24 protein-coding genes and 1 pseudogene are annotated in these 25,947 nt (G+C 72.9%); 15 read left to right on the forward strand and 10 right to left on the reverse strand.

Annotated elements, in window-relative coordinates; genetic code table 11:
* Positions 1 to 94: 94 nt before the first annotated feature.
* From IE274_RS24125 to IE274_RS24140, 4 genes are all read left to right on the forward strand, one after another.
* On the forward strand, positions 95 to 1,453 hold the full coding sequence (locus IE274_RS24125) for an aspartate aminotransferase family protein (RefSeq protein WP_190117957.1): 1,359 nt from the start codon (positions 95 to 97) through the stop codon (positions 1,451 to 1,453).
* A 202-nt stretch (positions 1,454 to 1,655) separates the two neighbouring features.
* Positions 1,656 to 2,399, forward strand: a complete 744-nt coding sequence (locus tag IE274_RS24130; RefSeq protein ID WP_190117958.1) for a GntR family transcriptional regulator — start codon at positions 1,656 to 1,658, stop codon at positions 2,397 to 2,399.
* Positions 2,396 to 4,843, forward strand: a complete 2,448-nt coding sequence (locus tag IE274_RS24135) for a dolichyl-phosphate beta-glucosyltransferase (RefSeq protein ID WP_190117959.1) — start codon at positions 2,396 to 2,398, stop codon at positions 4,841 to 4,843. Before IE274_RS24130 ends, IE274_RS24135 begins: the two co-directional genes overlap by 4 nt.
* A gap of 88 nt (positions 4,844 to 4,931) precedes the next feature.
* Positions 4,932 to 5,582 (forward strand): putative DNA-mimic protein, encoded by a 651-nt coding sequence (locus IE274_RS24140; protein ID WP_190117960.1) that lies wholly within the window; start codon positions 4,932 to 4,934, stop codon positions 5,580 to 5,582.
* A gap of 95 nt (positions 5,583 to 5,677) precedes the next feature.
* Here the strand turns inward: IE274_RS24140 and IE274_RS24145 are convergent, their stop codons facing one another.
* Positions 5,678 to 6,421, reverse strand: a complete 744-nt coding sequence (locus tag IE274_RS24145) for an SLATT domain-containing protein (protein WP_190118158.1) — start codon at positions 6,419 to 6,421, stop codon at positions 5,678 to 5,680.
* Between the two features lie 289 nt (positions 6,422 to 6,710).
* On the opposite strand from IE274_RS24145, the gene IE274_RS24150 reads away from it, so the two are divergent.
* From IE274_RS24150 to IE274_RS24180, 7 genes are all read left to right on the forward strand, one after another.
* On the forward strand, positions 6,711 to 7,052 hold the full coding sequence (locus IE274_RS24150) for a YbaB/EbfC family nucleoid-associated protein (protein WP_078619650.1): 342 nt from the start codon (positions 6,711 to 6,713) through the stop codon (positions 7,050 to 7,052).
* A gap of 155 nt (positions 7,053 to 7,207) precedes the next feature.
* A complete protein-coding gene (gene recR / locus IE274_RS24155) occupies positions 7,208 to 7,807 on the forward strand; it encodes a recombination mediator RecR (RefSeq protein ID WP_164322503.1) in 600 nt (199 codons plus the stop codon).
* On the forward strand, positions 7,800 to 8,459 hold the full coding sequence (locus IE274_RS24160) for a DUF5063 domain-containing protein (RefSeq protein ID WP_190117961.1): 660 nt from the start codon (positions 7,800 to 7,802) through the stop codon (positions 8,457 to 8,459). Before recR ends, IE274_RS24160 begins: the two co-directional genes overlap by 8 nt.
* A 218-nt stretch (positions 8,460 to 8,677) precedes the next feature.
* Entirely contained in the window at positions 8,678 to 9,949 is a 1,272-nt protein-coding gene (locus IE274_RS24165) for an aspartate kinase (protein ID WP_190117962.1), read from the forward strand.
* The gene (locus tag IE274_RS24170; RefSeq protein WP_190117963.1) at positions 9,946 to 11,007 is read left to right on the forward strand and encodes an aspartate-semialdehyde dehydrogenase; all 1,062 of its coding nucleotides are present in this window, start codon (positions 9,946 to 9,948) and stop codon (positions 11,005 to 11,007) included. Before IE274_RS24165 ends, IE274_RS24170 begins: the two co-directional genes overlap by 4 nt.
* Before the next feature lie 399 nt (positions 11,008 to 11,406).
* A complete protein-coding gene (locus tag IE274_RS24175; RefSeq protein ID WP_190117964.1) occupies positions 11,407 to 12,063 on the forward strand; it encodes a SigE family RNA polymerase sigma factor in 657 nt (218 codons plus the stop codon).
* Positions 12,060 to 13,538: a hypothetical protein gene (locus tag IE274_RS24180; protein ID WP_190117965.1), complete on the forward strand. Its 1,479-nt coding sequence runs from the start codon at positions 12,060 to 12,062 to the stop codon at positions 13,536 to 13,538. The genes IE274_RS24175 and IE274_RS24180 overlap by 4 nt, the downstream gene beginning before the upstream one ends.
* 37 nt (positions 13,539 to 13,575) lie before the next feature.
* Here IE274_RS24180 and IE274_RS24185 read toward each other — a convergent pair whose 3' ends face one another.
* From IE274_RS24185 to IE274_RS24200, 4 genes are all read right to left on the reverse strand, one after another.
* Positions 13,576 to 14,361 carry an SURF1 family protein gene (locus IE274_RS24185; RefSeq protein WP_190117966.1) on the reverse strand — a complete coding sequence of 262 codons (786 nt, stop codon included), beginning with the start codon at positions 14,359 to 14,361 and terminating at the stop codon, positions 13,576 to 13,578.
* Between the two features lie 274 nt (positions 14,362 to 14,635).
* On the reverse strand, positions 14,636 to 16,420 hold the full coding sequence (locus IE274_RS24190; protein WP_190118159.1) for a S9 family peptidase: 1,785 nt from the start codon (positions 16,418 to 16,420) through the stop codon (positions 14,636 to 14,638).
* A gap of 203 nt (positions 16,421 to 16,623) precedes the next feature.
* The gene (locus tag IE274_RS24195; protein WP_190117967.1) at positions 16,624 to 17,217 is read right to left on the reverse strand and encodes a hypothetical protein; all 594 of its coding nucleotides are present in this window, start codon (positions 17,215 to 17,217) and stop codon (positions 16,624 to 16,626) included.
* A gap of 181 nt (positions 17,218 to 17,398) precedes the next feature.
* Positions 17,399 to 18,127: a DJ-1/PfpI family protein gene (locus tag IE274_RS24200; protein ID WP_190117968.1), complete on the reverse strand. Its 729-nt coding sequence runs from the start codon at positions 18,125 to 18,127 to the stop codon at positions 17,399 to 17,401.
* Positions 18,128 to 18,328: 201 nt separating this feature from the next.
* Here IE274_RS24200 and IE274_RS24205 point away from each other — a divergent pair, with 201 nt between their 5' ends.
* Entirely contained in the window at positions 18,329 to 20,188 is a 1,860-nt protein-coding gene (locus tag IE274_RS24205) for a sensor histidine kinase (RefSeq protein WP_190117969.1), read from the forward strand.
* A 104-nt stretch (positions 20,189 to 20,292) separates the two neighbouring features.
* On the opposite strand, the gene IE274_RS24210 is transcribed toward IE274_RS24205, so the two are convergent.
* Positions 20,293 to 20,724 (reverse strand): RidA family protein, encoded by a 432-nt coding sequence (locus IE274_RS24210; protein ID WP_190117970.1) that lies wholly within the window; start codon positions 20,722 to 20,724, stop codon positions 20,293 to 20,295.
* Positions 20,725 to 20,900: 176 nt separating this feature from the next.
* Positions 20,901 to 21,665: a response regulator gene (locus tag IE274_RS24215; RefSeq protein WP_229909768.1), complete on the reverse strand. Its 765-nt coding sequence runs from the start codon at positions 21,663 to 21,665 to the stop codon at positions 20,901 to 20,903.
* Between the two features lie 602 nt (positions 21,666 to 22,267).
* Between IE274_RS24215 and IE274_RS24220 the strand changes: the two genes are divergently transcribed.
* The gene (locus IE274_RS24220; RefSeq protein WP_190117971.1) at positions 22,268 to 22,768 is read left to right on the forward strand and encodes a hypothetical protein; all 501 of its coding nucleotides are present in this window, start codon (positions 22,268 to 22,270) and stop codon (positions 22,766 to 22,768) included.
* A 20-nt stretch (positions 22,769 to 22,788) separates the two neighbouring features.
* Here the strand turns inward: IE274_RS24220 and IE274_RS24225 are convergent, their stop codons facing one another.
* On the reverse strand, positions 22,789 to 23,010 hold the full coding sequence (locus IE274_RS24225; protein ID WP_190117972.1) for a DUF4287 domain-containing protein: 222 nt from the start codon (positions 23,008 to 23,010) through the stop codon (positions 22,789 to 22,791).
* Between the two features lie 237 nt (positions 23,011 to 23,247).
* On the opposite strand from IE274_RS24225, the gene IE274_RS24230 reads away from it, so the two are divergent.
* Together IE274_RS24230 and IE274_RS39615 are read left to right on the forward strand one after the other, a co-directional pair.
* Complete coding sequence (locus IE274_RS24230) at positions 23,248 to 23,739, forward strand: SRPBCC domain-containing protein (RefSeq protein WP_190118161.1); 492 nt, start codon at positions 23,248 to 23,250, stop codon at positions 23,737 to 23,739.
* A 140-nt stretch (positions 23,740 to 23,879) separates the two neighbouring features.
* Positions 23,880 to 24,203, forward strand: a pseudogene (locus IE274_RS39615) (ArsR/SmtB family transcription factor); the annotation flags it as partial.
* A 318-nt stretch (positions 24,204 to 24,521) separates the two neighbouring features.
* Here IE274_RS39615 and IE274_RS24240 read toward each other — a convergent pair.
* Positions 24,522 to 25,136: a hypothetical protein gene (locus tag IE274_RS24240; protein ID WP_190117974.1), complete on the reverse strand. Its 615-nt coding sequence runs from the start codon at positions 25,134 to 25,136 to the stop codon at positions 24,522 to 24,524.
* A 177-nt stretch (positions 25,137 to 25,313) separates the two neighbouring features.
* Entirely contained in the window at positions 25,314 to 25,763 is a 450-nt protein-coding gene (locus tag IE274_RS24245) for a DoxX family membrane protein (RefSeq protein WP_190117975.1), read from the reverse strand.
* Positions 25,764 to 25,947: the final 184 nt, after the last annotated feature.

Below are 25,947 nucleotides of genomic sequence, written 5' to 3' on the forward strand. Positions count from 1 at the left end.
GACGCCCCCGCCCGACAGAATGTCGCGTTCAAGGCGAGCCGCCAGACAGGACGCCCATATCCCGTCCACGAAGTGGACATCTACCCTCGGCCCCATGACCCCTCAGCCAGACCCGCAGCTCGGAGCGGCCGTATCCGCGGCGGACCGCGCCCACGTCTTCCACTCCTGGTCCGCCCAGGAACTGATCGCCCCGCTCGCCGTCGCCGGCGCGGAAGGCTCGTACTTCTGGGACTACGAGGGCAACCGGTACCTCGACTTCACCAGCGGCCTCGTCTACACGAACATCGGCTACCAGCACCCGAAGGTCGTCGCGGCGATCCAGGAGCAGGCCGCGACGATGACGACGTTCGCCCCCGCCTTCGCCCTGGAGGCCCGCTCCGAGGCGGCCCGCCTCATCGCGGAGCGCACCCCCGGCGACCTGGACAAGATCTTCTTCACCAACGGCGGCGCCGAGGCCGTGGAGAACGCCACCCGCATGGCCCGGCTGCACACCGGCCGCCCGAAGGTGCTCTCCGCGTACCGCTCGTACCACGGCGGCACCGCCGCGGCGATCAACCTCACCGGTGACCCGCGCCGCTGGCCGTCCGACAGCGGCTCGGCGGGCGTCGTCCGCTTCTGGGCGCCGTTCCTGTACCGCTCGCCGTTCCACTCGGAGAACGAGGCCCAGGAGTGCGAGCGGGCCCTGACGCACTTGGAGGACACCATCTCCTTCGAGGGTCCGGCGACCATCGCCGCGATCATCCTGGAGACCATCCCCGGCACCGCCGGGATCATGCCGCCGCCGCCCGGCTACCTCGCGGGCGTCCGCGAGCTGTGCGACCGGTACGGGATCGTGCTCGTCCTCGACGAGGTCATGGCGGGCTTCGGGCGTACGGGCAAGTGGTTCGCCGTCGACCACTACGACGGCGTCGTCCCCGACCTGCTGACCTTCGCCAAGGGCGTGAACTCCGGGTACGTGCCGCTCGGCGGCGTCGCCATCTCCGGCGCGATCGCCGAGACCTTCGCGCGGCGGCCGTACCCGGGCGGGCTCACCTACTCCGGGCACCCGCTGGCCTGCGCCGCGGCCGTCGCGACGATCAACGTCATGGCGGCCGAGGGCGTCGTCGAGCACGCCGCCCGCCTGGGCGAGGACGTCATCGGGCCCGGCCTCCGGGAGCTGGCCGCGCGGCACCCCAGCGTGGGCGAGGTGCGGGGGGTCGGGATGTTCTGGGCCCTGGAGCTCGTACGGGACCAGGAGACCCGGGAGCCCCTCGTGCCCTACAACCCCTCGGGGGAGGCGAACGCCCCCATGGCCGCGTTCGCCGCCGCCGCGAAGGCGAACGGGCTCTGGCCCTTCGTCAACATGAACCGCACCCACGTGGTGCCGCCGTGCAACATCTCGGAGCCCGACGCGAAGGCCGGCCTCGCGGCCCTGGACACGGCCCTGGACGCCGCGGACGCCCACATCGCCTGACGCGGCCGCCGGGGGGCGGGTGGGGTGACCGCACGGGGTCGCCCCACCCGCCGCTCGGCACCCCGCACACCGCCGTGACCTCGGTCATGGGGAGCGGGAACCCCGACCACGTAGTCTGACGTGCTCGTAAGTGACCAGAACTTACCCACGTCCGTTCCTGGACGCCCACGTCAGAGAAGCGCGTAGGGGGAGGCCCACCACCATGCCCGGACCCGACGGCCCGGCCGTCATCCGCAGCACCCTGCGCCAGCAGATCGCCGACGCCCTGCGCGACGAGATCCTCGCGGGCCGCCTCGTGCCGGGCCAGGAGTTCACGGTGAAGGAGATAGCCGACCAGTACGGCGTCTCCGCGACCCCGGTCCGCGAGGCGCTGGTGAACCTGACGGCGCAGGGCCTCCTGGACTCCGTACAGCACCGCGGCTTCCGCGTGCACGAGCACACCCTGGCGGACTACCGGGGCATGCTGCAGGCCCGCGGCCTCATCGCGGACGCCATCTTCCGCGAGGTGGCGACGACGGCGGCCCACCACTCCGTACCGGCCGCGGGCTTCGTGTCCGTGCGCCGCCGCGGCGAGGAGGCGGCCCGCGCGGCGGCGGCCGGCGACCTGACCGTCCTGATCGGCTACGACCTGCGGTTCTGGCGCGAACTGAGCGCCCTGTTCGGCAACGCGTATCTGTCGGACTTCCTGCACCGGCTGCGCGTGCAGTCCTGGGTGTGCGCCGTCCCGCACCTGCGCCGCGAGGTCGAGCGCGGCGGCGATCTGCGCGGCCGCCTCTGGTCCCGGCACCTGGACCTGGTGGAGGCCCTGACCTGCCGCGACGCCGTTCTCGCGCACGCGATCGTGGCGGAGTACAACACGCACTCGCTGGAGCTGATCGAGAGCCTCGCCGCCGCCGACCGCCCCGAAGGCGCCCGCACCCCACCGGCACCACAGGCCCCCGCATGACCGTCGACCTGACCATCGTCATCCCCGCATACAACGAGGAACGCCGCCTCGCCCCCACCCTGGAAGCGATCCGCGCGTACCTCGACGGGCCCGAGGCCCGGCCCGGGTTCCCGCAGTGGGAGCTGATCGTCGTCGACGACGGCTCCACGGACCGGACGGCGGAGATCGCCGCGGCGGCCGCCGCCGCGGACCCCCGGATCCAGCTCCTGCGCGGCGGCCGCAACCGCGGCAAGGGCCACGCCCTGCGCCAGGGCGTCCTCGCCTCGTACGGCCGCCGGGTCCTGGTCACGGACGCCGACCTGGCCGCGCCGATCGAGGAGCTGGAGGCGCTGGAGAAGGCGCTCGCGGACGGGCACGCGGCGGCTGTCGGCTCCCGGGCCCGGCCGGGCGCGACGATCGACGTCCACCAGCACCGGCTGCGCGAGCTGCTGGGCCGGGGCGGCAACTTCCTGATACGGACGGTCGCCGTCCCGGGCATCCGCGACACCCAGTGCGGATTCAAGCTCTTCGACGGCGACCGCGCCCGCGCGGCCTTCGCCGCGTCCCGGCTCAGCGGCTGGGGCATCGACGTGGAGATCCTGCACCACTTCCGCCGGCAGGGCTGGCCGGTCGCGGAGGTCCCGGTGCGCTGGTCGCACCAGGAGGGCTCGAAGGTCCGCCCCGGCGACTACGTGCGGGTGCTCGCCGAGGTCACGTCCCTCAAGGCCCGCTCCGTACGCCGCGTCGACCTCCTCGTCGCCGCCCTCTTCGTCACCTTCGCGGCCGTCCTGTACTCGGCCCGCTGGATATCCCCGGACCACCGCTACCTCCCGCACGCGCTCCAGGACCAGAACCAGTGGGAGTGGTTCTTCGAGGTCACGGCGCACAACGTGCGGCATCTCCAGAACCCCCTGTTCACGGACCTGCAGGGGTATCCCGACGGCGTGAACCTCATGGCCAACACGGTCATGCTCGGCCTGTCCGTCCCCCTCGCGCCCGTCACCTGGGTCCTCGGCCCCGCCGTCAGCCTCAACCTCGCCATGACGCTCGGCCTCGCCGCGACGGCCTTCGCCTGGTACTGGCTGATCGTCCGCCGTCTCGTACGTCACCGGGGCGCCGCCGCCCTCGGCGCGGCCCTCGCCGCCTTCGCGCCCCCGATGATCAGCCACGCGCACGCGCACCCGAACTTCATCGTGCTCTTCATGATCCCGCTGATCATCGACCGCGCGCTGCGGCTCTGCGAGGGCACACACGTCGTACGGGACGGGGTCGTCCTCGGCCTCTTCGCGACGTACCAGATCTTCCTCGGCGAGGAGCCGCTGCTGCTCGCCGCGATGGGCATGCTGCTCTTCACGGTGGCGTACGCGGTGGTGCGCCGTGACGTGGCGCGTGCGGCCTGGCGTCCGCTGGCCCGCGGCATCGGCATCGGGCTCGCCGTCTGCCTGCCCCTGATCGCGTTCCCGCTCTGGTGGCAGTTCTTCGGGCCGCAGAGCTACAAGAGCGTCCTGCACGGCGACAACGCGGGCAACAGCCCGCTCGCCCTGCTCTCCTTCTCCGAACGCTCCCTCGCGGGCGACGCGGACACGGCCGCCTCCCTCTCCATGAACCCCACGGAGCAGAACGCCTTCTACGGCTGGCCGCTCATCGCCCTCGCCCTGCTGATCGTGGTGTGGCTGTGGCGGCGCCCGGCGGTGCGGGCCCTCGCCTGCACGGCGGTCGCGGCGGCCTTCCTCTCCCTCGGCCCGAAGTTCCGCATCCCGCGGACGGACGTCGTCCTGTCCGGCCCCTGGGCCCTGCTCTCCGACAAGCCGCTCTTCGAGTCGGTCATCGAGTCGCGGGTGGCGATGGTGTGCGCGCCCGCGCTGGGGATGCTGGTCGCGCTGGCCGTGGGGCACCTGGTGGCGCGCGGCGCCGAGGGCGAGCGGAGGTGCGGCAGGCCCTTCCGCTACGCCGGACTCACCGCCGTGGCCCTCTCCCTCCTGCCCCTCGTCCCGCTCCCCCTGAAGGCCGTGGACCGCACCGAGGTGCCCGCGTTCATCGCCGACGGAACGTGGCAGCGGTACGTCGACACGGCGTCCGGCGAGACCCTCGTACCGGTACCGCTGCCCGACCCCGCGTACGCCGAGGCCCTGCACTGGCAGACCACCGCCGACCTGGGATTCCGGCTGCCCGGCGGCTACTTCAACGGGCCCTGGGGCCCGGACCGCGTCGGCATCTACGGCGCCTCGCCCCGCAACACCTCCAACCTCCTGCGGGACGTGCGTAATTCGGGCCGTTCGGTGCGGATCACCGACGCCTGGCGGGAGGCGGCACGCGTCGACCTGCGGTACTGGAAGGCGGGCCTCCTCGTGCTCGCGCCGCAGCCGGGCGACGCGGCGCTGCGCACGACGGTCGACGACCTTCTTGGACAGCGCGCAAAGTGGGTAGACGGCGTGTGGATCTGGGACGTGCACGGGGGAGGCTGAGCAGGCCCCGGTACCACTACGCTGCCGGAACAACACGCACGGTAGCTGTGTGCGTAGGACCCTCGTTCACCGACCCTAGGAGCATTTCTTGGCCTGCGACCTGTGGCTGGTCCCGCTCGTCGACGTGCTGTGCCACAGCCCCGACAACCCCTTCGCCGAGGAACTCGCCACGTACGACAAGGCGTTGGGTGACGCGGGACTGCCGGCGGTGCCCGTGTACGCGTACATGCCGGGCCTGTCCGGCGACGTGGCCCCGGTCGCGGGCTTCGACTACGACGCGCTGCACTTCCTGCGCCGCGCCTACCTCCTCAAGATCTGCGGCCTGGAGGTCACCCCGGTCGACGAACTGGGCGGCGACTACGAACAACTCCTGGAGATGTTCGACTCCACGGCCCAGCAGTCCCACCTGGTCTGGCACTACGACCACGCGGGCGCCTACGTCCCCGTGGACTTCCCCGCCCCGCTCTCCAACGACGAACTCCTCTCCGGCGGCGGCCCCTTGGGCTCCTCCCAGGCCCTCCTGCGCGAACTGGAATTCGTGGCCCCGGCCATCGGCATAGACCCGGCCAACCCCCCGCTCCCCCCGGCCCCGCCCCAGGCCCCCACCACCCTGGAAGAACCGGCCACCCCGCCCCCGCACGACCCCAGCCCCTTCGCCCGCGAACGCCACGTCTGGCTGGGCCTGCACGCGGCGACGACGCGGAGCCTGGCGCAGGGCTCGATGATCATCTACAGCTGAGGATTTCAGCCCCTCCGGCGTTTGCGGAGCGGGGGTCTGGGGGCGGAGCCCTCAGTTTCGGGAAGGGGCGGGCTTGGGGAGCCCCCGGCAGGGCCTCACCGGGGCTCCGGCGGCCGCTGCCGAGGCATGTTCGGCCGGGCCCCGGGCGGCAACGGAAACCGCCCGGGCCCACCCCCGCCGTCCCGGGGCGCCCCACCCGCACCTCCGGGCACGGCCGCCTGCATCACCAGCGGCGCGGGCCCGGCCCGGAACTCCACCATCCAGTCGGCCGTCTCGGCCCGGACCAGCTCCGTCACGTCCTCCGAAAACCGCCGCAGCACCCCGAGGCACCGCTCGGCCGCCTCACTGGCGGTCCCCTCCGTGGGCCCGAGGACCTCCCGCACGCTCTCCGACGCCCAGTCGAACTGCAGCACCTGCAGCCGCCGCTGCACGGCCTGCGCGGTGGCGACATCCCTTATCCACCCGGAGGTGAGCCCGAAGAACCGGTCGCACCCCACACAGGCCACCCCGGCGAGCAGCGAAACGAATCCCCAGGTGGCCACGCCGTCGACGCCCCCGGCGAGGTCGAGCAGGGGAAGCACCCCCGCCCCCGCGGCCCCGAGCGCCGCCCCGCCCCGCAGCAGCCGCGCCCCGAGCCGCTTGCGCGTACGGTCGCGCAGATACCATCCGGCGGTGTCGAGGGCCCCGCGCTCCACCCACCGGTACAGCTCGTCGAGCCGCTCGGCGGGCTCCCCCCAGTCGCCCTGCGGAAACGACCGCCCCACCAGGTCCCCGGGCGCCGCACCGGCCGCCGCCGCACCGGCCCCGTCCCCGTCCTGGGGCACTCCCTCAGGCTGCATCTCCGGCTGGTGGCTCACCCGGCACTCCCTCGGCTTCCGCGTAAGTGGCGCAACGTAATTGGCTGGTGCCGCTGCGCGGCATCCAGTCCTACCGCCCAATGGGTGGCTATGCGGCAGTTTTCGCGGCTTTTCCGCCTGGAAGGGTCGCTTGATCAGGTATAGGAGCAGGGCCGATCTCACCCGAAAGAGTGGCGGCCGGAGTGCTGGGGCGAGCACACCCTTGACCACGTAGGCTCGTGCCAGACGGGAAAACCCCCGCCATACGGACCATAAGAACCAGGAGCTGATCGTGATCCCCGGTGGTGGCCAGCCCAACATGCAGCAGCTGCTCCAGCAGGCCCAGAAGATGCAGCAGGACCTCGCCAAGGCGCAGGAGGAGCTCGCGCGGACCGAGGTCGAGGGCCAGGCGGGCGGCGGCCTCGTCAAGGCGACGGTCAACGGCTCGGGTGAGCTGCGCGGCCTCGTGATCGACCCGAAGGCGGTGGATCCGGAGGACACTGAGACCCTCGCGGATCTGGTGGTCGCGGCGGTGCAGGCGGCGAACGAGAACGCCCAGGCGCTGCAGCAGCAGAAGCTGGGCCCCCTCGCCCAGGGTCTGGGCGGCGGCGGCATCCCCGGCCTGCCGTTCTAGCGGGGCCGCGGCGGGCCGCCGTTGTGGCCCGCGCTTCCCTTCTATGTCGGCCGACGGCCAACTACGGTACGTACGAAAGCTCCCTGAGCCCCGAAGACTGAACGACCGAAGATCCGGCAGCCGAGGCCCGGCGGCCGGAAACAGGAAGGCAATCCGTGTACGAAGGCGTGGTCCAGGACCTCATCGACGAACTGGGCAGGCTGCCCGGCGTCGGTCCCAAGAGCGCGCAGCGGATCGCCTTCCACATCCTCCAGACCGAGCCCACGGACGTCCGCCGGCTCGCGCACGCCCTCCTTGAGGTCAAGGACAAGGTCCGCTTCTGCGCGACCTGCGGGAACGTCGCGCAGGAAGAGCTGTGCAACATCTGCCGCGACCCGCGCCGGGACCCGTCGGTGATCTGCGTGGTCGAGGAGCCCAAGGACGTGGTCGCGATCGAGCGGACCCGTGAGTTCCGCGGCCGCTACCACGTGCTCGGCGGCGCGATCAGCCCGATCGAGGGCGTCGGCCCGGACGATCTGCGGATACGGGAACTCCTCGCGCGACTCGCCGACGGCACGGTCACGGAGCTGATCCTGGCCACCGACCCGAACCTGGAGGGCGAGGCGACGGCGACGTACCTCGCGCGCATGATCAAGCCCATGGGCCTGAAAGTGACCCGCCTGGCCAGCGGACTCCCTGTCGGGGGAGATCTGGAATACGCGGACGAGGTCACCCTGGGCCGCGCTTTCGAGGGGAGACGACTCCTAGATGTCTGACGCCACGCTGCACGCGATCACCCGGGACCCGGACGACTTCGCCGTCCAGATCTCGGACCAGATCGAGAGCTTCATCGTCGCGGTCACGGAGATCGCCAAGGGCGACGAGCCGGACTCGGCCGTCCCCTTCCTGCTCCTGGAGGTCTCCCAGCTGCTGCTCGCGGGCGGCCGCCTCGGCGCGCACGAGGACATCGTCCCCGACGAGCGCTACGAACCGGACCTCGGCCCGGAGGCGGACGTCGACGACCTCCGCGAGAGCCTGGCCCGGCTGCTCGACCCCATCGACGTGTACTCCGAGGTCTTCGACCCGTACGAGCCCCGCAAGGCCCCCGTCGCCTGCCGCATCTCGGACGACCTGGCCGACGTCCTCACGGACCTGCGCCACGGCCTCGCCCACTACCGCGAGGGCCGCACCACGGAGGCCCTGTGGTGGTGGCAGTTCTCCTACTTCTCCAACTGGGGCTCCACCGCCTCGGCCTCCCTGCGCGCCCTGCAGTCCCTGGTCGCCCACGTCCGGCTCAACCAGCCCCTGGAGGACCTCAACGGCCTGGACACCGACGAGGACCTGATGGAGGACGCCCTCGCCGAGGAGGCGGGCAAGGTCATGGCCGAGGAGATCGCGGGCCCGCTGGGGCTGCGCCCGGCGACGTAGCGGGGGCGGTGCTCCTGTGACCCACCCCACTTTCCGGAGTGGGGCGCTCCCTGGCGGGCATGTGCCTTCGCGGAGCGGCCGGAGGACAGACGACCCGGGTGATCAACTCGTGAGCGGGACATCTCATGATGCGATACGCGCCGGGAGGATTTCGGCCGCTCGTTAGACTGAGCCGACCGCAGCGATGCGGAACGAGACGGACTGAGCGAGGAGCGCACGTGGGCCTTGTCGTGCAGAAGTACGGAGGCTCCTCCGTAGCCGATGCCGAGGGCATCAAGCGGGTCGCCAAGAGGATCGTCGACGCCAAGAAGAACGGCCACCAGGTCGTTGTCGTGGTGTCGGCGATGGGTGACACGACGGATGAGTTGATCGATCTCGCCGGGCAGGTATCGCCGATCCCTGCCGGGCGCGAATTCGACATGCTGCTGACCGCCGGAGAGCGGATCTCCATGGCCCTGCTTGCCATGGCGATCAAAAACCTGGGCCACGCCGCCCAGTCGTTCACCGGCAGCCAGGCCGGTGTCATCACCGACTCGGTTCACAACAAAGCGCGCATCATCGATGTCACGCCCGGCCGCATCCGGACCTCGATCGACGAGGGCAACATCGCCATCGTCGCCGGGTTCCAGGGCGTCAGCCAGGAGGGCAAGAACATCACCACGCTGGGGCGCGGCGGTTCCGACACCACGGCCGTCGCCCTCGCCGCCGCCCTCGACGCCGAGGTCTGCGAGATCTACACGGACGTCGACGGCGTGTTCACCGCCGACCCGCGCGTCGTGAAGAAGGCGCGGAAGATCGAGTGGATCTCCTTCGAGGACATGCTGGAGCTCGCCAGCTCCGGTTCGAAGGTGCTGCTCCACCGCTGCGTGGAGTACGCCCGCCGTTACAACATCCCGATCCATGTGCGCTCGTCCTTCAGCGGGCTGCAGGGCACCTGGGTCAGCAACGAACCGCAAGGGGACCGCAAGGTGGAGCAGGCCATCATCTCCGGTGTCGCGCACGACACGTCCGAGGCCAAGATCACGGTCGTGGGCGTCCCGGACAAGCCGGGCGAGGCCGCCTCGATCTTCCGGGCGATCGCCGACGCCGAGGTCAACATCGACATGGTCGTGCAGAACGTGTCGGCCGCCTCGACGGGCCTGACCGACATCTCCTTCACGCTGCCGAAGACCGAGGGCCGCAAGGCCATCGACGCGCTGGAGAAGACCCGCGCCCGGGTCGGCTTCGACTCCCTGCGCTACGACGACCAGATCGCCAAGATCTCGCTCGTCGGTGCCGGCATGAAGACCAACCCCGGTGTCACGGCGACCTTCTTCGAGGCGCTCAGCGACGCGGGCGTGAACATCGAGCTGATCTCGACGTCCGAGATCCGCATCTCCGTGGTCACCCGCGCCGACGACGTGAACGAGGCCGTCCGCGCCGTGCACACCGCCTTCGGACTCGACTCCGACTCGGACGAGGCCGTGGTCTATGGAGGCACCGGGCGATGAACCGCAAGCCGACGCTCGCGGTCGTCGGAGCGACCGGGGCCGTCGGCACGGTGATGCTCCAGATCCTGTCGCAGCACGCCGACATCTGGGGCGAGATCCGACTCGTCGCCTCACCGCGCTCGGCCGGCCGCAAGCTGGCCGTGCGCGGTGCGGAGGCCGAGGTCCTCGCGCTGAGCGAGGACGTCTTCGACGGCGTCGACGTCGCCATGTTCGACGTACCCGACGACGTGGCCGCCCAGTGGGCGCCCATCGCCGCCTCGCGCGGCGTCGTGGTCGTCGACAACTCCGCCGCCTTCCGGATGGACCCGGACGTACCCCTGGTCGTGCCCGAGGTCAACCCGCACGCCGCCCGGCTCCGGCCCCGCGGCATCGTGGCCAACCCCAACTGCACCACCCTGTCGATGATCGTCGCCCTCGGCGCCCTGCACGCCGAGTTCGGCCTGCGCGAGCTGATCGTCTCCTCGTACCAGGCGGTGAGCGGGGCCGGCCAGGACGGCATCGACACCCTGCGGCGGCAGCTGAAGCTCGTCGCGGGCTCCGAGCTCGGCACCGGCCCCGGGGACGTCCGGCGGGCCGTGGGCGACGACACCGGGCCCTTCCCCGAGCCCGTCGCCCTGAACGTGGTGCCGTGGGTCGGCGCGCTCCGCGAGGACGGCTGGTCCTCGGAGGAGATGAAGGTCCGCGACGAGTCCCGCAAGATCCTCGGCCTGCCCGATCTGAAGGTCGCCGTCACCTGCGTCCGCGTCCCCGTCGTCACCACCCACTCGGTGACCGTCCACGCGCGCTTCGAGGCCGAGGTGACCGTGGCGCACGCCCGCGAGATCCTGGCGACCGCGCCGGGCGTCGTGCTCTTCGACGACCCCGCCGCCGGTGAGTTCCCCACCCCCGCCGACGCCACCGGCACCGACCCGACGTGGGTCGGACGGCTGCGCCGCGCCCTCGACGACCCGACGGCGCTCGAACTCTTCGTGTGCGGGGACAACTTGCGCAAGGGCGCCGCCCTGAACACGACGCAGATCGCGGAGCTGGTGGCGGGGGAGTTCGGCAGCGAGGGCTGAGCGAGGGCCGAGGGTGGCGGAGGCGGTGCTTCCGGGATCCCGGAGCGGAACGCCCTGTAGGAACTGTGTAAGTTCTGTGTTCAATCCGATGGTCCAGACCGCTTGAACTGGGGCGTCTCCGCGTTCGAAGATTCGGCTTCCGCGTCGTGCAACCGCGACGGCGTGGCACGCGTCTTCGCCGTCGCCCTCCAGTGGGCGGCCTGAGGTGCTGCGAAAAAGAATATGGGCCATAGGGGAAGAGCTGGTACGCATGGGGGCTTTTGATGCATCGTCGCGAGCGGTTCCCGCAACCGCGACGCACGCCGCGAGCACGGCGCCTGCGGCCCGCACGGGGCAGGCGATGCGGAACGCCACACCCGACGCGTACAACCCTGATGGGGGGAAGCGTGTCAAACAGGCGTGGCAGAGGTACTGGACTTCACAGCGGCAGGTGGCGCGGCGGCATTGCGACCGCCCCGGCGCCCGCGCGTACCCGGCGGCATGCCGGTGATCGCTCCCATGCCCGCAGCGCGGCCGACCCGCATCCCGACTCAGCGCGAGGGCGATGAGTTGAGCGTCACCGCGGGCACCACCGTCGACCACCTCACCGAGACCTACCGCGCCCACTACCGGTCGCTGCTCGGCCTCGCCGCGCTGCTCCTGGACGACACCGCCTCCTGCGAGGACGTCGTGCAGGAGGCGTTCATCCGCGTGCACTCCGCGCGCAAGCGGGTGCGCGACCCCGAGAAGACCCTCGCCTATCTGCGCCAGACCGTCGTGAACCTCTCCCGGTCCGCGCTGCGTCGCCGCATCCTCGGCCTGAAGCTGCTCACCAAGCCGATGCCGGACATGGCGAGCGCGGAAGAGGGCGCGTACGACCTCCTGGAGCGCGACGAACTCATCAAGGCCATGCGCGGGCTGCAGCGCCGCCAGCGCGAGGTCCTCGTCCTGCGGTACTTCGCCGACATGACCGAGGCCCAGGTCGCCGAGACGCTCGGGATATCGCTCGGCTCGGTCAAGGCATACGGCTCGCGGGGCATCGCCGCCCTGCGCGTCGCCATGGAGGCCCCGGCATGACGGACAGGGGACACCGGCTGAGCGAGCAGGGCACTCCGGTCAAGAAGGGCGCGCTGGACGAGCGGGGCGCGCCGGACAAGGCGAGTGCGCTGGACAAGCGGGACATGTACGAAGAGCGGGACGCCGGGCGCGCCCGCGGGCAAGACGCTGGGAACGGAACTGTGAAGCACGGGCCGAGCGGCAAGAGCCGCCCCGACCACGGACTCGGCGTACTCGGCCTGATCGTGAGCCGGTCCGGCGACGGCCCGCAAGGGGGCGAGTCGAGCGGCGGCCCCGGCCCCGGCGGCGGCCCCGGCGGCAGCGCCCACGGCAGTGCCGCCCACGGCAGTGGCGCGAGCGGCGGTTCGGGTGGCGGCCCGCGCGGGACCGGCCCGGGCGGCGGCTCCGGCAAGGGCGGCTCCGGCGGCGGCCCCTTCGGTAGCGGCGGCGACAGCGGCGACGGCTCCCACGACCCCGACGGGCTGCACGGCGACGAACGCGCGCTGCGCCGCCTGCTCCAGCAGGCCGTCCAGGAGATCGAGCCCGGCGACGCCGCCCTGGAGCGGCTGCGGCACGCGGTGCCCGCCCGCCGTGCCCGCAAGCGCCAGGCCCTCGTCGGCATGGCCGCCGCGGCGCTCCTCGTCGGCACGGCCATCCCCGCCCTCGTGCACGTCGCCGGTTCCGGCGGCGACTCGGACCCGCGGCCCTCCATCATCGGCGCGGGCAGCAACCAGCCCAGCCAGGAGGACACCGGCGGCAGCAAGGACCGCGGTGAGCACGGCAAGGGCGGCAAGGTCAAGGACAAGGAAGACAAGAAGGACAAGAAGGAAGGCAAGGGCAAGGAGGGGAAGGGCAAGGACGGCAAGGACGAGGGCGGCAAGCAGGGCGGCGCCACCGGCGGCCCCGACCCGACGGACGACGACACCGACGCGGTGTCCTCGCCCAGCTGCGACGCCGCCCAGCTCGGCGCCACCGGCTCCGTCGCCCCCGCCGAGACCAACGGCACGGTCTACGGCACCTTCCGCATCTCCAACACCTCCGGCAACAGCTGCACCGTCAGCTCGGCCGGGAGCGTCAACGCCGCCGCCCTGGGCGCCGCCGACCAGACGAACGTCAACGTCGTCGACCACACCGCGGGCGACGCCGCGACCGGCCTGCCCGACCCGGCGCAGGAGTCCAGCGCGCTCGTCCTCAAGCCCGGCGCGTCCTACGAAGTGCGGTTCGCCTTCGTCCCCTCGGCGACCTGCCCCTCCGACGGCGGCGACCCCTCGCCCAACCCCTCGCCCAGCGACGGCGGCGGTGGCAGCGGCGGCAGCGGCTCCGAGAGCGGCTCTCCGGACGGTACGACGACGCAGCTCGTCCGCGACGAGGGCACGGAGGACGGCAAGGTCGCCGTGTCCCTGACGGCCGAGCCGGGCTCGCCGTCGGCGGGCGCGACGGTGCCCAACGCGTGTGCGGGGACCGTGTACAAGACCGGGGTGCTCGCGGCGCAGTGACGCCCGGCCAGGTGGTGTGCGGCCACGTGACGCGCGGCTAGGTGGTGTGCGGCTGCGCCTCGGTGGCGTCCGGTACGAGCCCCAGCTCCGCGTCCCGCGCGAACTCCCGCTCGCGTCGGAACAGCCGGAACCACATGAACACCACGAAGCCCGCGAAGACGAACCACTCGCCGGTGTAGCCGAGGTTCTGGAAGGCCTTCATGTCCAGGCCCGAGTCCTCCGGCGCCGTCGCCGGGACCGGCGTCAGCGGGCCCGTGCCCTGGTCGAGCGTGACCCACGCGTCGTACAGGTCGTCCGGGACCATGTTCACCAGGGACGCCGCGCTGATCATCCCCACCTGGCCGGACGGCAGGCCGCCCGCCGTGGTCACGCCGTTCGAGCTGGGGCTCTCCGAGGCCTGGAGCGCGCCGGTGACCTCGACCTCGCCCTGCGGCGGCGCCGGGGCCTTCTTCGCGTCCGCCGTGCCCGGCAGCCAGCCGCGCACCACCGGCAGCGACTTGCCCGCGTCGGTGCGCAGCAGCGTCAGGACGTAGTACCCGTCCTTGTCGTCCAACTCCCGGTCCGGCACCAGCAGTTGCCTGCCCCACCGGCCTGTCGCCGTCGCCTTCTCGCCCGACGTCTTCTTGTCCACCGGCAGCAGTGACGCCAGCGGGCGGGCGGCGCCCGTGTCCGTGGTCGCCTGCCGCTCCGCGTCCTTGTGGTCCTGTACGCGGTCCTCGAAGCGGGTGAGCTGCCAGGAGCCCATGAAGAGGCACACGGGGATCGCCAGCGCGACGAACAGATTGATGCCCCACCAGCGGGGCGTCAGCAGGAACCGGTACACACCCCCCACGGTACGGGGCGCTTGGCGGCGGCCCCTGCCGGGGGCTCCCCAAGCCCGCCCCTTCCCGAAACCGGGGGCTGCCGCCCCCTGGACCCCCGCTTGTCGGCGCTTCGTGCCTCGTCCTCAATCTCCCCCAAGCTCTCAAGGAGCAGGGGGGGACCCCCACGACGGGCTATGGACAGCCCCTCCGGCGTTTGAGGAGCGGGGTCCGGGGCGGAGCCCCGGTTTCGGGAAGGGGTGGGACTGGGGAAAGCCCCGCAGGGCCCTCACACCCTCACCCCAGGTGCCGCTCCGCGAAGTCCAGCTCGAGTGCCACCTGCTTGATCCGCTCGTCCACGACGAGCGACCCGTGCCCGGCGTCGTAGCGATAGACCTCGTGGACGGCCTCGCGGGCGGCGAGCCGGTCGACGTAGTTCTCGACCTGCTGGATGGGACAGCGGGGGTCGTTCACCCCGGCGGAGATGTAGACGGGCACCTTGACGGCGTCGACGTAGGTGAGGGGGGAGGAGGCGGTGAAGCGGTCGGGGACCTCTTCGGGGGTGCCGCCGAAGAAGGTCCGGTCGATGGCCTTCAGGGCCTCCATCTCGTCGTGGTACGCGGTCACGTAGTCGGCGACGGGCACGGCGGCGAGCCCGAGGGCCCAGGCGTCGGGCTGGGTGCCGAGGCCGAGGAGGGTGAGGTACCCGCCCCAGGAGCCGCCGGAGAGGATGAGGCGGTCGGGGTCGGCGAGACCGGACACGACGGCCCACTCGCGGACTGCGGCGATGTCCTCCAGCTCGATGAGGCCGACGCGGTGCTTGAGGGCGTCGGTCCACTCGCGGCCGTACCCGGTGGAGCCGCGGTAGTTGACGCGCACGACGGCGTACCCGTGGTCGACCCAGGCGGCCGGGCCCGCGGCGAAGGAGTCGCTGTCGTGCCAGGTCGGCCCGCCGTGGACTTCGAAGATGGTGGGCAGCGGCCCGTCGGCACCGGCGGGCTTCTGGACGAGGGCGTGGATGCGGCCGCCGGGCCCGTCCACCCACACGTCCTCGACGGGCACGGAGCGGGGCGCCTTCATGCCGGGCGGGTCGAGGACGACCTTGCCGGAGGTGGAGCGCAGGACGGACGGCTCGGCGGCGGACGACCACATGTACTCGACGGTGCCGTCGGGCCGGGCGGTGGCGCCGGAGACGGAGCCGCGGGGGGTCTCGACCCGGGTCAGCTCGCGGCTGCCGAGGTCGTACCGCCACAGGTCGCCGCGGGCCTCGAAGCCGTGCGCGACGAGCAGCGCGGACCCGTCCGGATACCACTCGGCGGAGACGTCGCCGGGCAGGTCGAGGGCGAGGTCGGTCTGCTCGCCGGTGGCGACGTCCCACACCATGGGCTCCCAGCGGCCGCGGCGCTGGTGGCCGACGAGGAGGCGGGTGTCGCCGTCCACGGGGGCGAAGCCGAGGACCTCAAGGCCCAGCTCGACCGTGCCGCCCTCGCTGTCGTCGAGCTCGGCGACGGCCGAGCCGTCGGCGCGCACGACGCGCAGCGCCGGGTGCATCGCGTCGCCGTGCTCGGTGTGCTCGATGGCGATGAGCGTCCCGTCGTGGGAGAGGTCGCCGACGCCCGCGGACTCGCGGTGGCGGTAGATCTCGGCGGGTGCCTCGCCGGGGGCGGCGTCGGCGCGGAGGACGTGGATCGTCGAGCCGACCTCGTCCGTGGAGCGGCCCACGACGACGGTGCGGCCGTCGCGGCCGATGGCGAGGCCCGCCGGATAGGACGGCTCCAGGCCGGGCACGGCGGGCTCGTCCTTGCCGCTGCCGTCGAAGGGCTGGCGCATCCACACGCCGAACTCGTCGCCGTCCTTGTCGTTGAACCACCAGATCGAGCGGCCGTCCGGCGCGAGCAGGCCGTCCGTCGTGCCGTTCGGCCGGTCGGTCACCTGGCGCTGCTCGCCGGTGGCGCGGTCCCATGCGTACAGCTCGTACGTCCCGGTCGCGTTCGACACGAACAGGGAGCGGTCGGGGGCGTCCTCGGCCCAGTCCGGCAGGGAGACGCGGGGCGCCCGGAACCGCTTCTCCCAGTCGGGCATCGACCCGGCCCCCGACGGGGTCCCCGCACCCCGGCCCGTCCCTGCGTTCGGCTGCGTACCCGCATTCGGCTGCGTACCCGTGTCACTCATGGCCCCATAGTGCCTGGCCGGGGCGCCCGCCCGCCGGGAGGGCCCCAGCCTGTGGATAACTTTCCGGGCGGGCCTCCGCACGAGCTTCCGTACCGGCCTCCGGCCAGGCCCCCTCAGCCCGCCCCCGCCCGCAGCCACGCCTCCTTCTGCGGTGACCCGAAAGCCCCCAGCTTCGTGTACGACCAGGCCCGAAGGACCTCGTGCGCCACCCCGCCCCCGGGCGGCACCGCCGCGACGACCACGTCGGTCACGTGCCGGGAGAGGAGGAGGTCCCGCAGCCGGGTGGCCACGCCCTCCAGGCGGTAGTCCGGCAGGACCATCAGCTCCGTGAGCACGAAGAGCCGTCCCGCCCCGGCCCGCCCGGCCGCGTCGGCGGGCAGCACGTCCCGGAGGGACTCCAGGAGCGCGCTGCCCCGCGCGGCCCGGAACCCGTACAGGCAACCGGCGAGCACCGCCCCCGAGTCGGCCGTCACCATGTCGAAGTCGGGCTCCTGGACGTGCCGTTCGAACCGTTCCAGGAACGCCTTGCGATCGGCGCCGCCGGGCTCGCCGCTGCCGCCCGGCCCGCCCGATCCGCCGGACCTGCCGGTCACTCCGAACCCGCCGGTCCCGCCCGGCCCGTAGCACTCCACGTACACGTTCGCGATCGACTCCCGCTGCTGCTCCGCCTGCCAGCGGGTCAGCCGTCGCAAGAACACCTCAGTCATCCACGCCTCCCACCCCGCGCCCCGCGACCCCGAGCCGCCCCGCCCCGCACGCCGCACCTGGACTCCGCATGGTGGCACCACCGGACCGCTCGCGGAACTACGCGTGGACGACGAGCTGCACGGAGTACGCGCCGAGTACGCGCCCGGGCGCGCGCCAGTGCCGCTGGAACGCCCCCCTCCCCTACGTCCGCAGCACCGTCCCCCGCCGCTCGAACTCCATCAGCGCCTCCACCTGCCCGGCCGGCGCCGTCCCGAGCGCCCGCTCAAGGAGCCACAGCGACCCGTCGATGCCGGAGCTGACCCCGCCCGCGCACACCAGGTTCCCGTCGTCGACCACGCGTGCGTCGCGCACGTCGGCGCCCTGCTCCCGCAGGTAGTCCTTCGCGCGGTGGTGCGTGGTGCACGGCCGGTCGCCGATGACCCCGGCCGCGTGCAGCACGATCACGCCGGTGCAGACGCCGAGCAGGGTGAGGTCGGGCCGGACGGCCTCCCGCAGGGCCCGGGTCATGCGGCCCTTCTTGATCTCGGCCCAGACCCCGGCGCCGTCCCGCTGCGCGAAGCCGCCGCCGGGCACGACGACCACGTCGGCCGCGCCCGGGTCCCAGGCGCCGACGTCCGTCACCTTCGTACCGAAGCGGCCCGTGCAGCCGCCCGCGCCGGCGCTCGTGACCAGCCGCGTCTCGACCTGCTGCCCCACGGAGCGCGCGGCGCCGAAGACCTCCAAGGGGCCGACGAAGTCCAGCTCCTCGACGCCGTCGAAGACGACGATGTGCACGCGCAGGGGGCCCGTCCCGCGCCCCTTCCCCCGCGGTCCCCACGGTCCCTGCGCCGCCGCGCTCCCCGCGCCCCATGCCGTCGCCCCCGCCGCCCCCACGGCGGCCGTCGACCTCAGCAGTCCTCTGCGGTCCATCCCGGCCCTCCTCGCTCTCGTCCAACTCCCGTATGGGTGTGGACAGTCGGTCGTGCGGTACGAGGGCCGGGTTCCCGTGGTCCGGAAGATTCGGTGGCGGAGCCAAGCACGTGCAGGACCTCCACGCAGCGCCACTCACCGGCTACGGTGAGCGTCTGGACGCGGGGCGGGAAGCGCACGTCTGCTCGGGCGGAGGAGCCGATGGGCCAACAGCGAGCGCAGACCGTTCAGTTGACACGGTTACACCTCGACGAACTGCTGGAAGAGCTGGCCGCGCGGATCAGCACGGTCCGGGGCACCCGGGACCGGCTGCACAGCCTCCTGGAGGCGGTGCTCTCGGTCGGCAGGGAGCTGGACCTGGCCCAGGTCCTCAGACGCATCGTGGAGACGGCGGTCGCCCTCGTCGACGCCGAGTACGGCGCGCTCGGCGTGATCGGCCAGGGCCGGATGCTGGACGAGTTCCTGCCGGTCGGCATCAGCGACGAACTGCGCGCCCAGATCGGCGACCTGCCCTCCGGGCACGGCCTGCTCGGCGAGCTGATCCGCAATCCGCAGCCGCTGCGCCTCGCGGAGCTGTCCGACCACCCCGCCTCGTCCGGATTCCCGCCGCACCACCCGCCGATGCACTCGTTCCTCGGCGTCCCCATCCGCGTGCGCGACAAGGTCTTCGGCAACATCTACCTGACCGGCAAGCACGGCGGCGCGGAGTTCGACGCCGAGGACGAGTCGGTGCTCTCCACCCTCGCGGTCGCGGCCGGGGTGGCCGTGGAGAACGCCCGCCTGTACGAGGACGCGCGGCTGCGCGAGCGCTGGCTGCAGGCGAGCGCGGAGGTCACCAGCGCGGTGCTCTCGGGCGCGGCGGAGAAGCAGGTCCTGGAGCTGATGGCGGAGCGGGCCCGGGAGATCACCTCCGCCGAGCTGGGAGCGATCGAACTCGTCAGGGGCGACGGCGAGTTGCGGGTCGAGATCGCGCTCGGCCCGGGCGCGGAGGCGCACCGCGGCGCCACGCTGCCCCGTACCGGTACGTTTGCGGGGGCCGCGCTCGACGCCCAGGCGCTCATCGCCGCGGCCGATGTGCGCAAGGACGCCCGGGTGACGTTCAAGGCCGACCGCTGGGAGGGGTTCGGTGCCGCCGTCGCCGTACCGATGAGCACGCGCGACGAGGTGCGGGGGGTCCTGCTGCTGGCCCGCAGCAGCGGCCGACCCGGCTTCTCGGAGGCCGAGACCACGCCCCTGACGGGCTTCGCGGGGCAGGCCGCGCTCGCCCTCGAACTCGCCGACCGGCGCCGCGACGCCGAGCAGATGAGCCTCCTCGAAGACCGTGACCGGATCGCCCGCGACCTGCACGACCTGGCCATCCAGCGGCTGTTCGCGACCGGCATGACGCTGCAGAGCGTGCAGCGGTTCGTGGAGCACCCCGGGGCCGCCGAGCGGCTGCGCCGGGCCGTCGACGACCTCGACGCCACCATCAAGATCATTCGCTCCACCATCTTCGGCCTGCGCGACCACGAGGCGCCCGGCGGCGCGGCCGGTCTGCGCGTCCGCACGGTCCGCGCGACCGAGGACGCGGCGGCGGCCCTCGGCTTCACCCCCGCGCTGCGGATGGAGGGCCTGATCGACACGGATGTGCCGCAGGCGGTGGCGGACGACGTGGTCGCCGTGCTCAACGAGGCGCTGTCGAACGTGGCTCGGCACGCGCGCGCTCGTCGGGCCGAGGTGTCGCTGATCGTGCGGAAGGGGGTGCTGGAGTTGGCGGTGGTGGATGACGGCGTGGGGATCGAGGCGGGGGCGGGGTCGGCCGAGGGGGTGGCCGACGGCGCGGGTGCGGATGACGGGTCGGGCCGGGGTGCGGGGCGGGTCATTGGAGCTGGTGCCGCAGCCGGTGCCGGTGCCGCGGTCGGTGCCGAGCGGGGTGCGGGGCTGCGGAATCTGGCCGAGCGGGCCGAGCGGCTCGGGGGAGAGCTGGTGGTGCGGGCGGGGGAGCGGCGGGGGACGCGGCTGGAGTGGCGGGTGCCGTTGGCGGGGGTGGGGCAGGGCGCCGACCCATCGGGCAGGCCCTAGGGGGCGAGGGCGGGCTGGTCCGGCCGGGCCCGGGGCGGGGCGGGTGTCACCCAGGGGCGGCCGATGCCCCCGGCGTCACCAGCCGCACCCCCCGGAGGGCAGCCTCACCGCACGAGCCCGATCGCCTCGATCTCGATCATCCACTCCGGGTCGGCGAGCGACGACACCTCCACGAACGACTCCGCGAGGTGGGGCTTGTCCGGGAAGTGCTCGGCGCGCAGCTCGGCGAAGACATCCTGCCGGGCGATGTCGGTGACGAACACGGTGGCCTTGACGACGTCGGCGAGGCTGGAGCCCGCGTTCGTCAGGACGGTCGACAGGTTGGCGAGCGCCTGCCTGGCCTGCGCCTCGAAGTCCCCGGCGCCGACGGTGGCCCCCTGGGCGTCGATCGGGGCCTGGCCCGAGGTGAAGACCAGGTTGCCGACGCGGACGCCGAGCGAGATACCGGCGGACTCGTACCAGTCGGGATCCGCGGTGACGCGCACACGCTCGACGGCGGACTCGGCGGACTCGACGGCGGGCTGGGCAACGGACATGCTGCTGGCACTCCTTCAAGCAGGACGATGGCGTGATCCATGCAGGACAGCCACGGAGTGCGGTGATCCATTCCCGGAGGCCCGGAGGCCCGGAGGCCCGGAGGCCCGGAGGCCCGGGAGCCCGGCGAGCCCGAGGCGCGTCGCCGACGCGGGCGCGGGCGCGCGAGCCCGTGGGTTCAGCGAACCGGCCCCTGCGGCGGCGCCCCGGGCCCGGACTTGGATGCCGCGCCGGGCGGCGACACCTGCGCCGCGAGGACGGCGGCCTGCACCCGCCGCTCGACGCCCAGCTTGGCCAGCATCCGGGAGATGTGGTTCTTCACGGTCTTCTCGGAGAGATACAGCTTCCCGCCGATCTGCCGGTTGGTGAGCCCCTCCCCGATGAGTGCGAGGATGGCACGCTCGCGCTCGTTGAGGACGGACAACCGGGCGTCCTCGGGCGGCAGTTCGCTCTCGGGCCCGCGCAGCGACCGCATCAGCCGGGCGGTCGTGGCGGGGTCGAGCAGCGACTGCCCGGCGGCGACGGTCCGTACCGCCGTCACCAGGTCGGAGCCCTTGATCTGTTTGAGTACGTAGCCCGCGGCGCCCGCCATGATGGCGTCGAGCAGCGCGTCCTCGTCGTCGAACGAGGTGAGCATCAGGCACGCCAACCCCGGCATGAGCACGCGCAGTTCACGGCACACCGTGATGCCGTTCCCGTCCGGCAGGCGTACGTCGAGCACGGCGACGTCGGGCCGCAGCGCGGGCCCCCTGGCCAGCGCCTGCTCCCCGCTGGCGGCCTCCCCGACCACCTCGATGCCGGGTTCGCCGCCGAGGAGGTCGCGCAGGCCGCGCCGGACGACTTCGTGGTCGTCGAGGAGGAAGACGCGGATGGGGCGCGGCGGGGTGTCCGGGTCGGCCGGGGTTCCGGGGACCGGGTCCGGTGCTGCGTCAGTGCGGTCCATGTGTGCCCCTAGGTCGGCCGGGCGGGTCCATCGGTCTGCCGGTCGGCGGCTCTGCCACGCGGAGGGGGCGCCGGTGTCGGCGTCGGTGTCCGTGCCCGTACGGCGGGGCAGTCATGCCCATGGCCGTACGAGGGTCGCGAACCGTGCCCCTTCGAGAGTGACGGTAAGGGCTTGCTCCCTGCCAGGGGCCGAACGGCCCGGTAGGGCCCGGGCGTGAGGGCCGAGCGGCCCCGCGTGAGGGCCGCTCGGCCCTCACGCAACCCGCCCCGCCCCGGGCATTGTTGAGTACGGAACAACCCCCACGACACGGGATGCCGGTGTCGCAGCGGATCTGGAATCTGCCGCACCGGGTCCGTTCCGGTGCGGTATGGCTGAGTACCTGTCCAGCGACCACCGCACCCGCCTGCGCGGCCGCAGGGGAGCGGCCGCGCAGGCGCATCGAGCGCCCGCGCGCGTCGGACGAATGCCGCGAGAGTCCTGAACTCCACCCACATCGCACCCTCACCTGGCCCTGATAGATTTCCAGCCATTGCCCGATAACCGGACAACAGGCCGGAATCGGAACACGCGGGAACCAGGCAAGGCGAGCAGGTGGGGGAAACGTGTCCACGGACCCGATGGACGGTCATGACGCCGTCACGCTGATGGGCATCGTCTTCTTGGCCGCGGTACTGGCCGTGGGCCTCACGGCGTACGCGACGATCACGCTCGTACGCACGGCCAAGGGGCGCGCGCAGTCGACGCCCGCCGTGCTCCCGCGTGCCCTCGGCGCCACGGCCTCCCTGGCCGGAGCGGGTGCCCTCGCCGTCTACGCCTGGGGCGCCCTGCGCCTCCTGGCCCTCGACGACACGGAGCGGGGCCCGGCCTGCGCGCGGGCGGAGGGTCCGGTCGACGCGTCGGCCATCGACGGCTACAGCGCCACGTACGTCCCGCTCCGTTTCGGCTGTCACGCGGCGGACGGCACGACGTACGCGGTGGGTGTCCCCGAGTACGTCAATCCGGCGGCGCTGACGCTGACGATCACGGCGGCCGTGCTGGCGGGGGCGGCGGCCGCGATCGGCTCACGCGCGCGGGGCCGTCGCCCCGACCGGGTCACGGCCTGACCCCGCACCACGCCCGCGACTCACGTCGTGGAGCCGTCGCCCCCGGCCAGGGTGTGGGCCACCAGCGCGTTGGCGTGCCCGTGCCCGAGCCCGTGCTCGTCCTTGAGCCACTTCACGAGCTCCATGTGCTTGCTCAGCTCGGACCCCCGAATGAGCTCCACCCACTCCGGGATGGGTCGCCCGTGCTTCTTCTCGATGGAAGAAAAGTAGCTGGCGGGTCCGTTCGCAGCGGCAGCAGACATCTCAACGCCCTCCCCAGGTCTCACGCTTGGCCTTCTCGCACATAAGACGGCCCCCGCCCCCAGGACTCATCGCCCCCGCGAAGTGATCCACGTCACGCGCCCCCGAACGGCCCGCCCTCCCGCTCCCAAGTGCAACCCTTCGGTTGCGCGAAGCCGAGCCATGTGCAACTCTGAAGTTGCGCCAACCGTGGAGCGAGACGCCCGAAGGAGCCCGCCATGAGTGACAAGGAGTCCGCCATGAGTGACACCGGGAACAGCACGCCCCTCCCGCAGAGCCCGCACACCCTGCCCGACCGGATCGAGCGCGAGACCCTGATCGCCGCGTCCCTGGACCGCGTGTGGACGCTGGTGACCGAACCCGGTTTCTGGGTGGCCGACAAGGCGAGCCTGCCGGGCACCGTCGCCAAGGAGGGCGAGTCGGTGCTGGCCAGGAATCCGGAGTACGGGGACTACCCGGTGCGCGTGGAGAAGGTCGAGCCGCAGGCGTACGTGGCGTACCGGTGGGCCAGCGCCTTCCCCGGCGAGGAGCTGCGCGCCGACAACAGCACCCTCGTGGAGTTCACGCTGACCTCGGAGGGCGACAAGACGCGGCTCCGCGTCGTGGAGAGCGGGTTCGCCGCGCTCGCCGGGTCCGAGGAGCTGCGCGCCCAGGCCGTACGGGACAACACCGGCGGCTGGCCCCAGGAGCTCGACGCGCTCAAGCAGCGAGCCGAGCAGCCGACGGCGTGACGGATCAGGATCAGGGGCGGGATCAGGGGCAGGGTCAGGGGCGAGGCCAGGGCCAAGGGCGGGGGCCGGGGCGCGAGCAGGGTCGGGGGCCGGATCAGGCCGAGGGGCCGGATCGGGGTCAGGGCTCGGGCGGCGGTGCGGCCGTCGACAGCGTTCTCGCCGCCCTGGCCGACCCGACCCGGCGTCGGCTCCTCGACCTGCTCGCCGCGCACGGCGAGGCCACCGCGACGCAGCTCGCCGACCAACTCCCCGTCTCCCGCCAGGCCGTGGTCAAGCACCTCGGGGTCCTGGACGCCGCCGGTCTGGTCTCCGGAAGCCGGGTCGGCCGCGAGATGCGGTACGCGGTACGGCCCGCCGCCCTGGACGCCACCGCCCGCTGGATGGCCGCCCTCGCGGCCGACTGGGACCGGCGCCTGGCGACCATCAAGCGCATCGCGGAGGCGGCGGAACGGGACGCGCGCTAGGGCGTTTCCGACGGCTCTTGAAACCGTCAGATGGCTGTCACGGGTGTGGGCGCCGGGGCGAGCAGCACCTCGCGGGGCAGCTCCCGTTGCGCCGACGATCTCCCTGGCGGCCGACCAAGAGCCATCAGAAACGCCCTAGCCGACGCGGACGGCGCGAGTGCGTTCCGGTCGCCGCAAGCGGAACGCACTCGCGCCAGGCGCGAACGAACGCCCCGATCCGCGTGGCGATGGGGGCGCTCCTGCCCTGACCCTCCGTCCGCGTCGGCGCCCGCGCCCGCGTCCCACCCGTGCCCCCGACCGCATCCCACAGGCACCCCCTCACAGATGCAGCATCCGCATCAACTCCCCGCTCCGCACCCCCGCCGACACCTCCGGCACCGCCTCCCCGGGCCGCATCCACCCCGCCCGCTCCGCCGCGGCCACCGCAGCCGCCTCGGCCTCGTCGGCCGCCGTGTTCAGCGCCGGGTTCTCGCCCAGCTCACCCGCCTTCGCGGCCGACCCCGCCGCCTGCGCCGCCGCGAGGGCGGCGCGGCAGGCGGCGACGGCGAGTTCGCTGTCGCCGTCGTGGATCTGGCCCATGCGGGCGGCCTGCGCCGCCGACGCGGCGGCGTTCCGCGCACAGCGCGAGTCCGCCGCCGGAGCGGGATCGCTCTCGGCGAGCACGGCGACGGCCTGCGCGGACACCCGGGCCGCATGCGCCGCCTTCCAGGCGACCCCCTCGGCCTCCTCTGCCCGCTCGGCCCCGTCGGCCGCACCCTCGGCCCCGTCGACCGCCGCCCCGCCCGCACCCGACCCCGCGCGGCGCCCGCGCTCGATGTACCGACTGACCGCCGCAGCCCGCGCCGCGGCGCTCCGCGCCCGAGCCGAGTGGCCCGCCCTGAGGGCCCCCTCGGCCGTGCCTCCGCACGTCTCCTCGTGCTGGGATTCGCTCACTCGCCCTCTCCTTGTCCGCGCGGCCATCAACGAGTGCCCCGCAGGGTGACATGCCCGACCGCAACAGACCAGACCGGACCTGACGTTGCATCAGATCCCAAGCCACGCAGGCCTGCCGCCCCCGGCGCCCTTCCCGCAGCCCGCCCCCGGACCGACCGACCCTCACAAGACCGACCCTCACAAGAACAACCCCACCGCCTCGTCCACCGACCACACCTGCCAGCTCATCGCGAACAGCGCCACCGCCGAGATCAGCGCCATCATCAGGTTCTGCCCCTGCTCGGCCCAGTCGTGGATCATGAGGACGAGGTAGATCAGGTTGAGCAGCAGGCCGCAGGCCAGGGCGATCGGCGTGAGGAAACCGGCGATGAGGCCGAGGCCCAGGGCCAGTTCCGCGTACGCGACGACGTAGGCCATCAGGCGCGGGCGCGGCTTCACCACGCGGTCGAAGCCGCCGCGCACGACGGGCCACCGGTGCTTCTCGGCGATGCCGGCCGCCCAGCCGATGCCCCCGCCGGTGAACCAGGTCTTCTTGTCCTTGTGCCGCCAGCTCTCCAGCCACCACAGGCCGAGCCCGATCCGGAGGATCGCGAACCACTCCGCGCCGCTGAGCCAGATCGTCTGCATCGTGTGCCCTTCCCGCCGCCCGGTGCCGGCCCTTGCCCGCCCGCCCATGTCTGACGATCCGTCAGTTCAGCGGATGGCTCGCGAGAGCGCAAGGCCTCGTGCGGCCCCGCGCCGTCCGCGCGGCCCGCGAGGTCACCGCGCCCCGACTTCGCGCTCCCGCTTGCCGCGCGGGCTTCCTCGCCAT

Source organism: Streptomyces flavofungini (assembly GCF_014650815.1).
GTDB lineage: Bacteria > Actinomycetota > Actinomycetes > Streptomycetales > Streptomycetaceae > Streptomyces > Streptomyces flavofungini.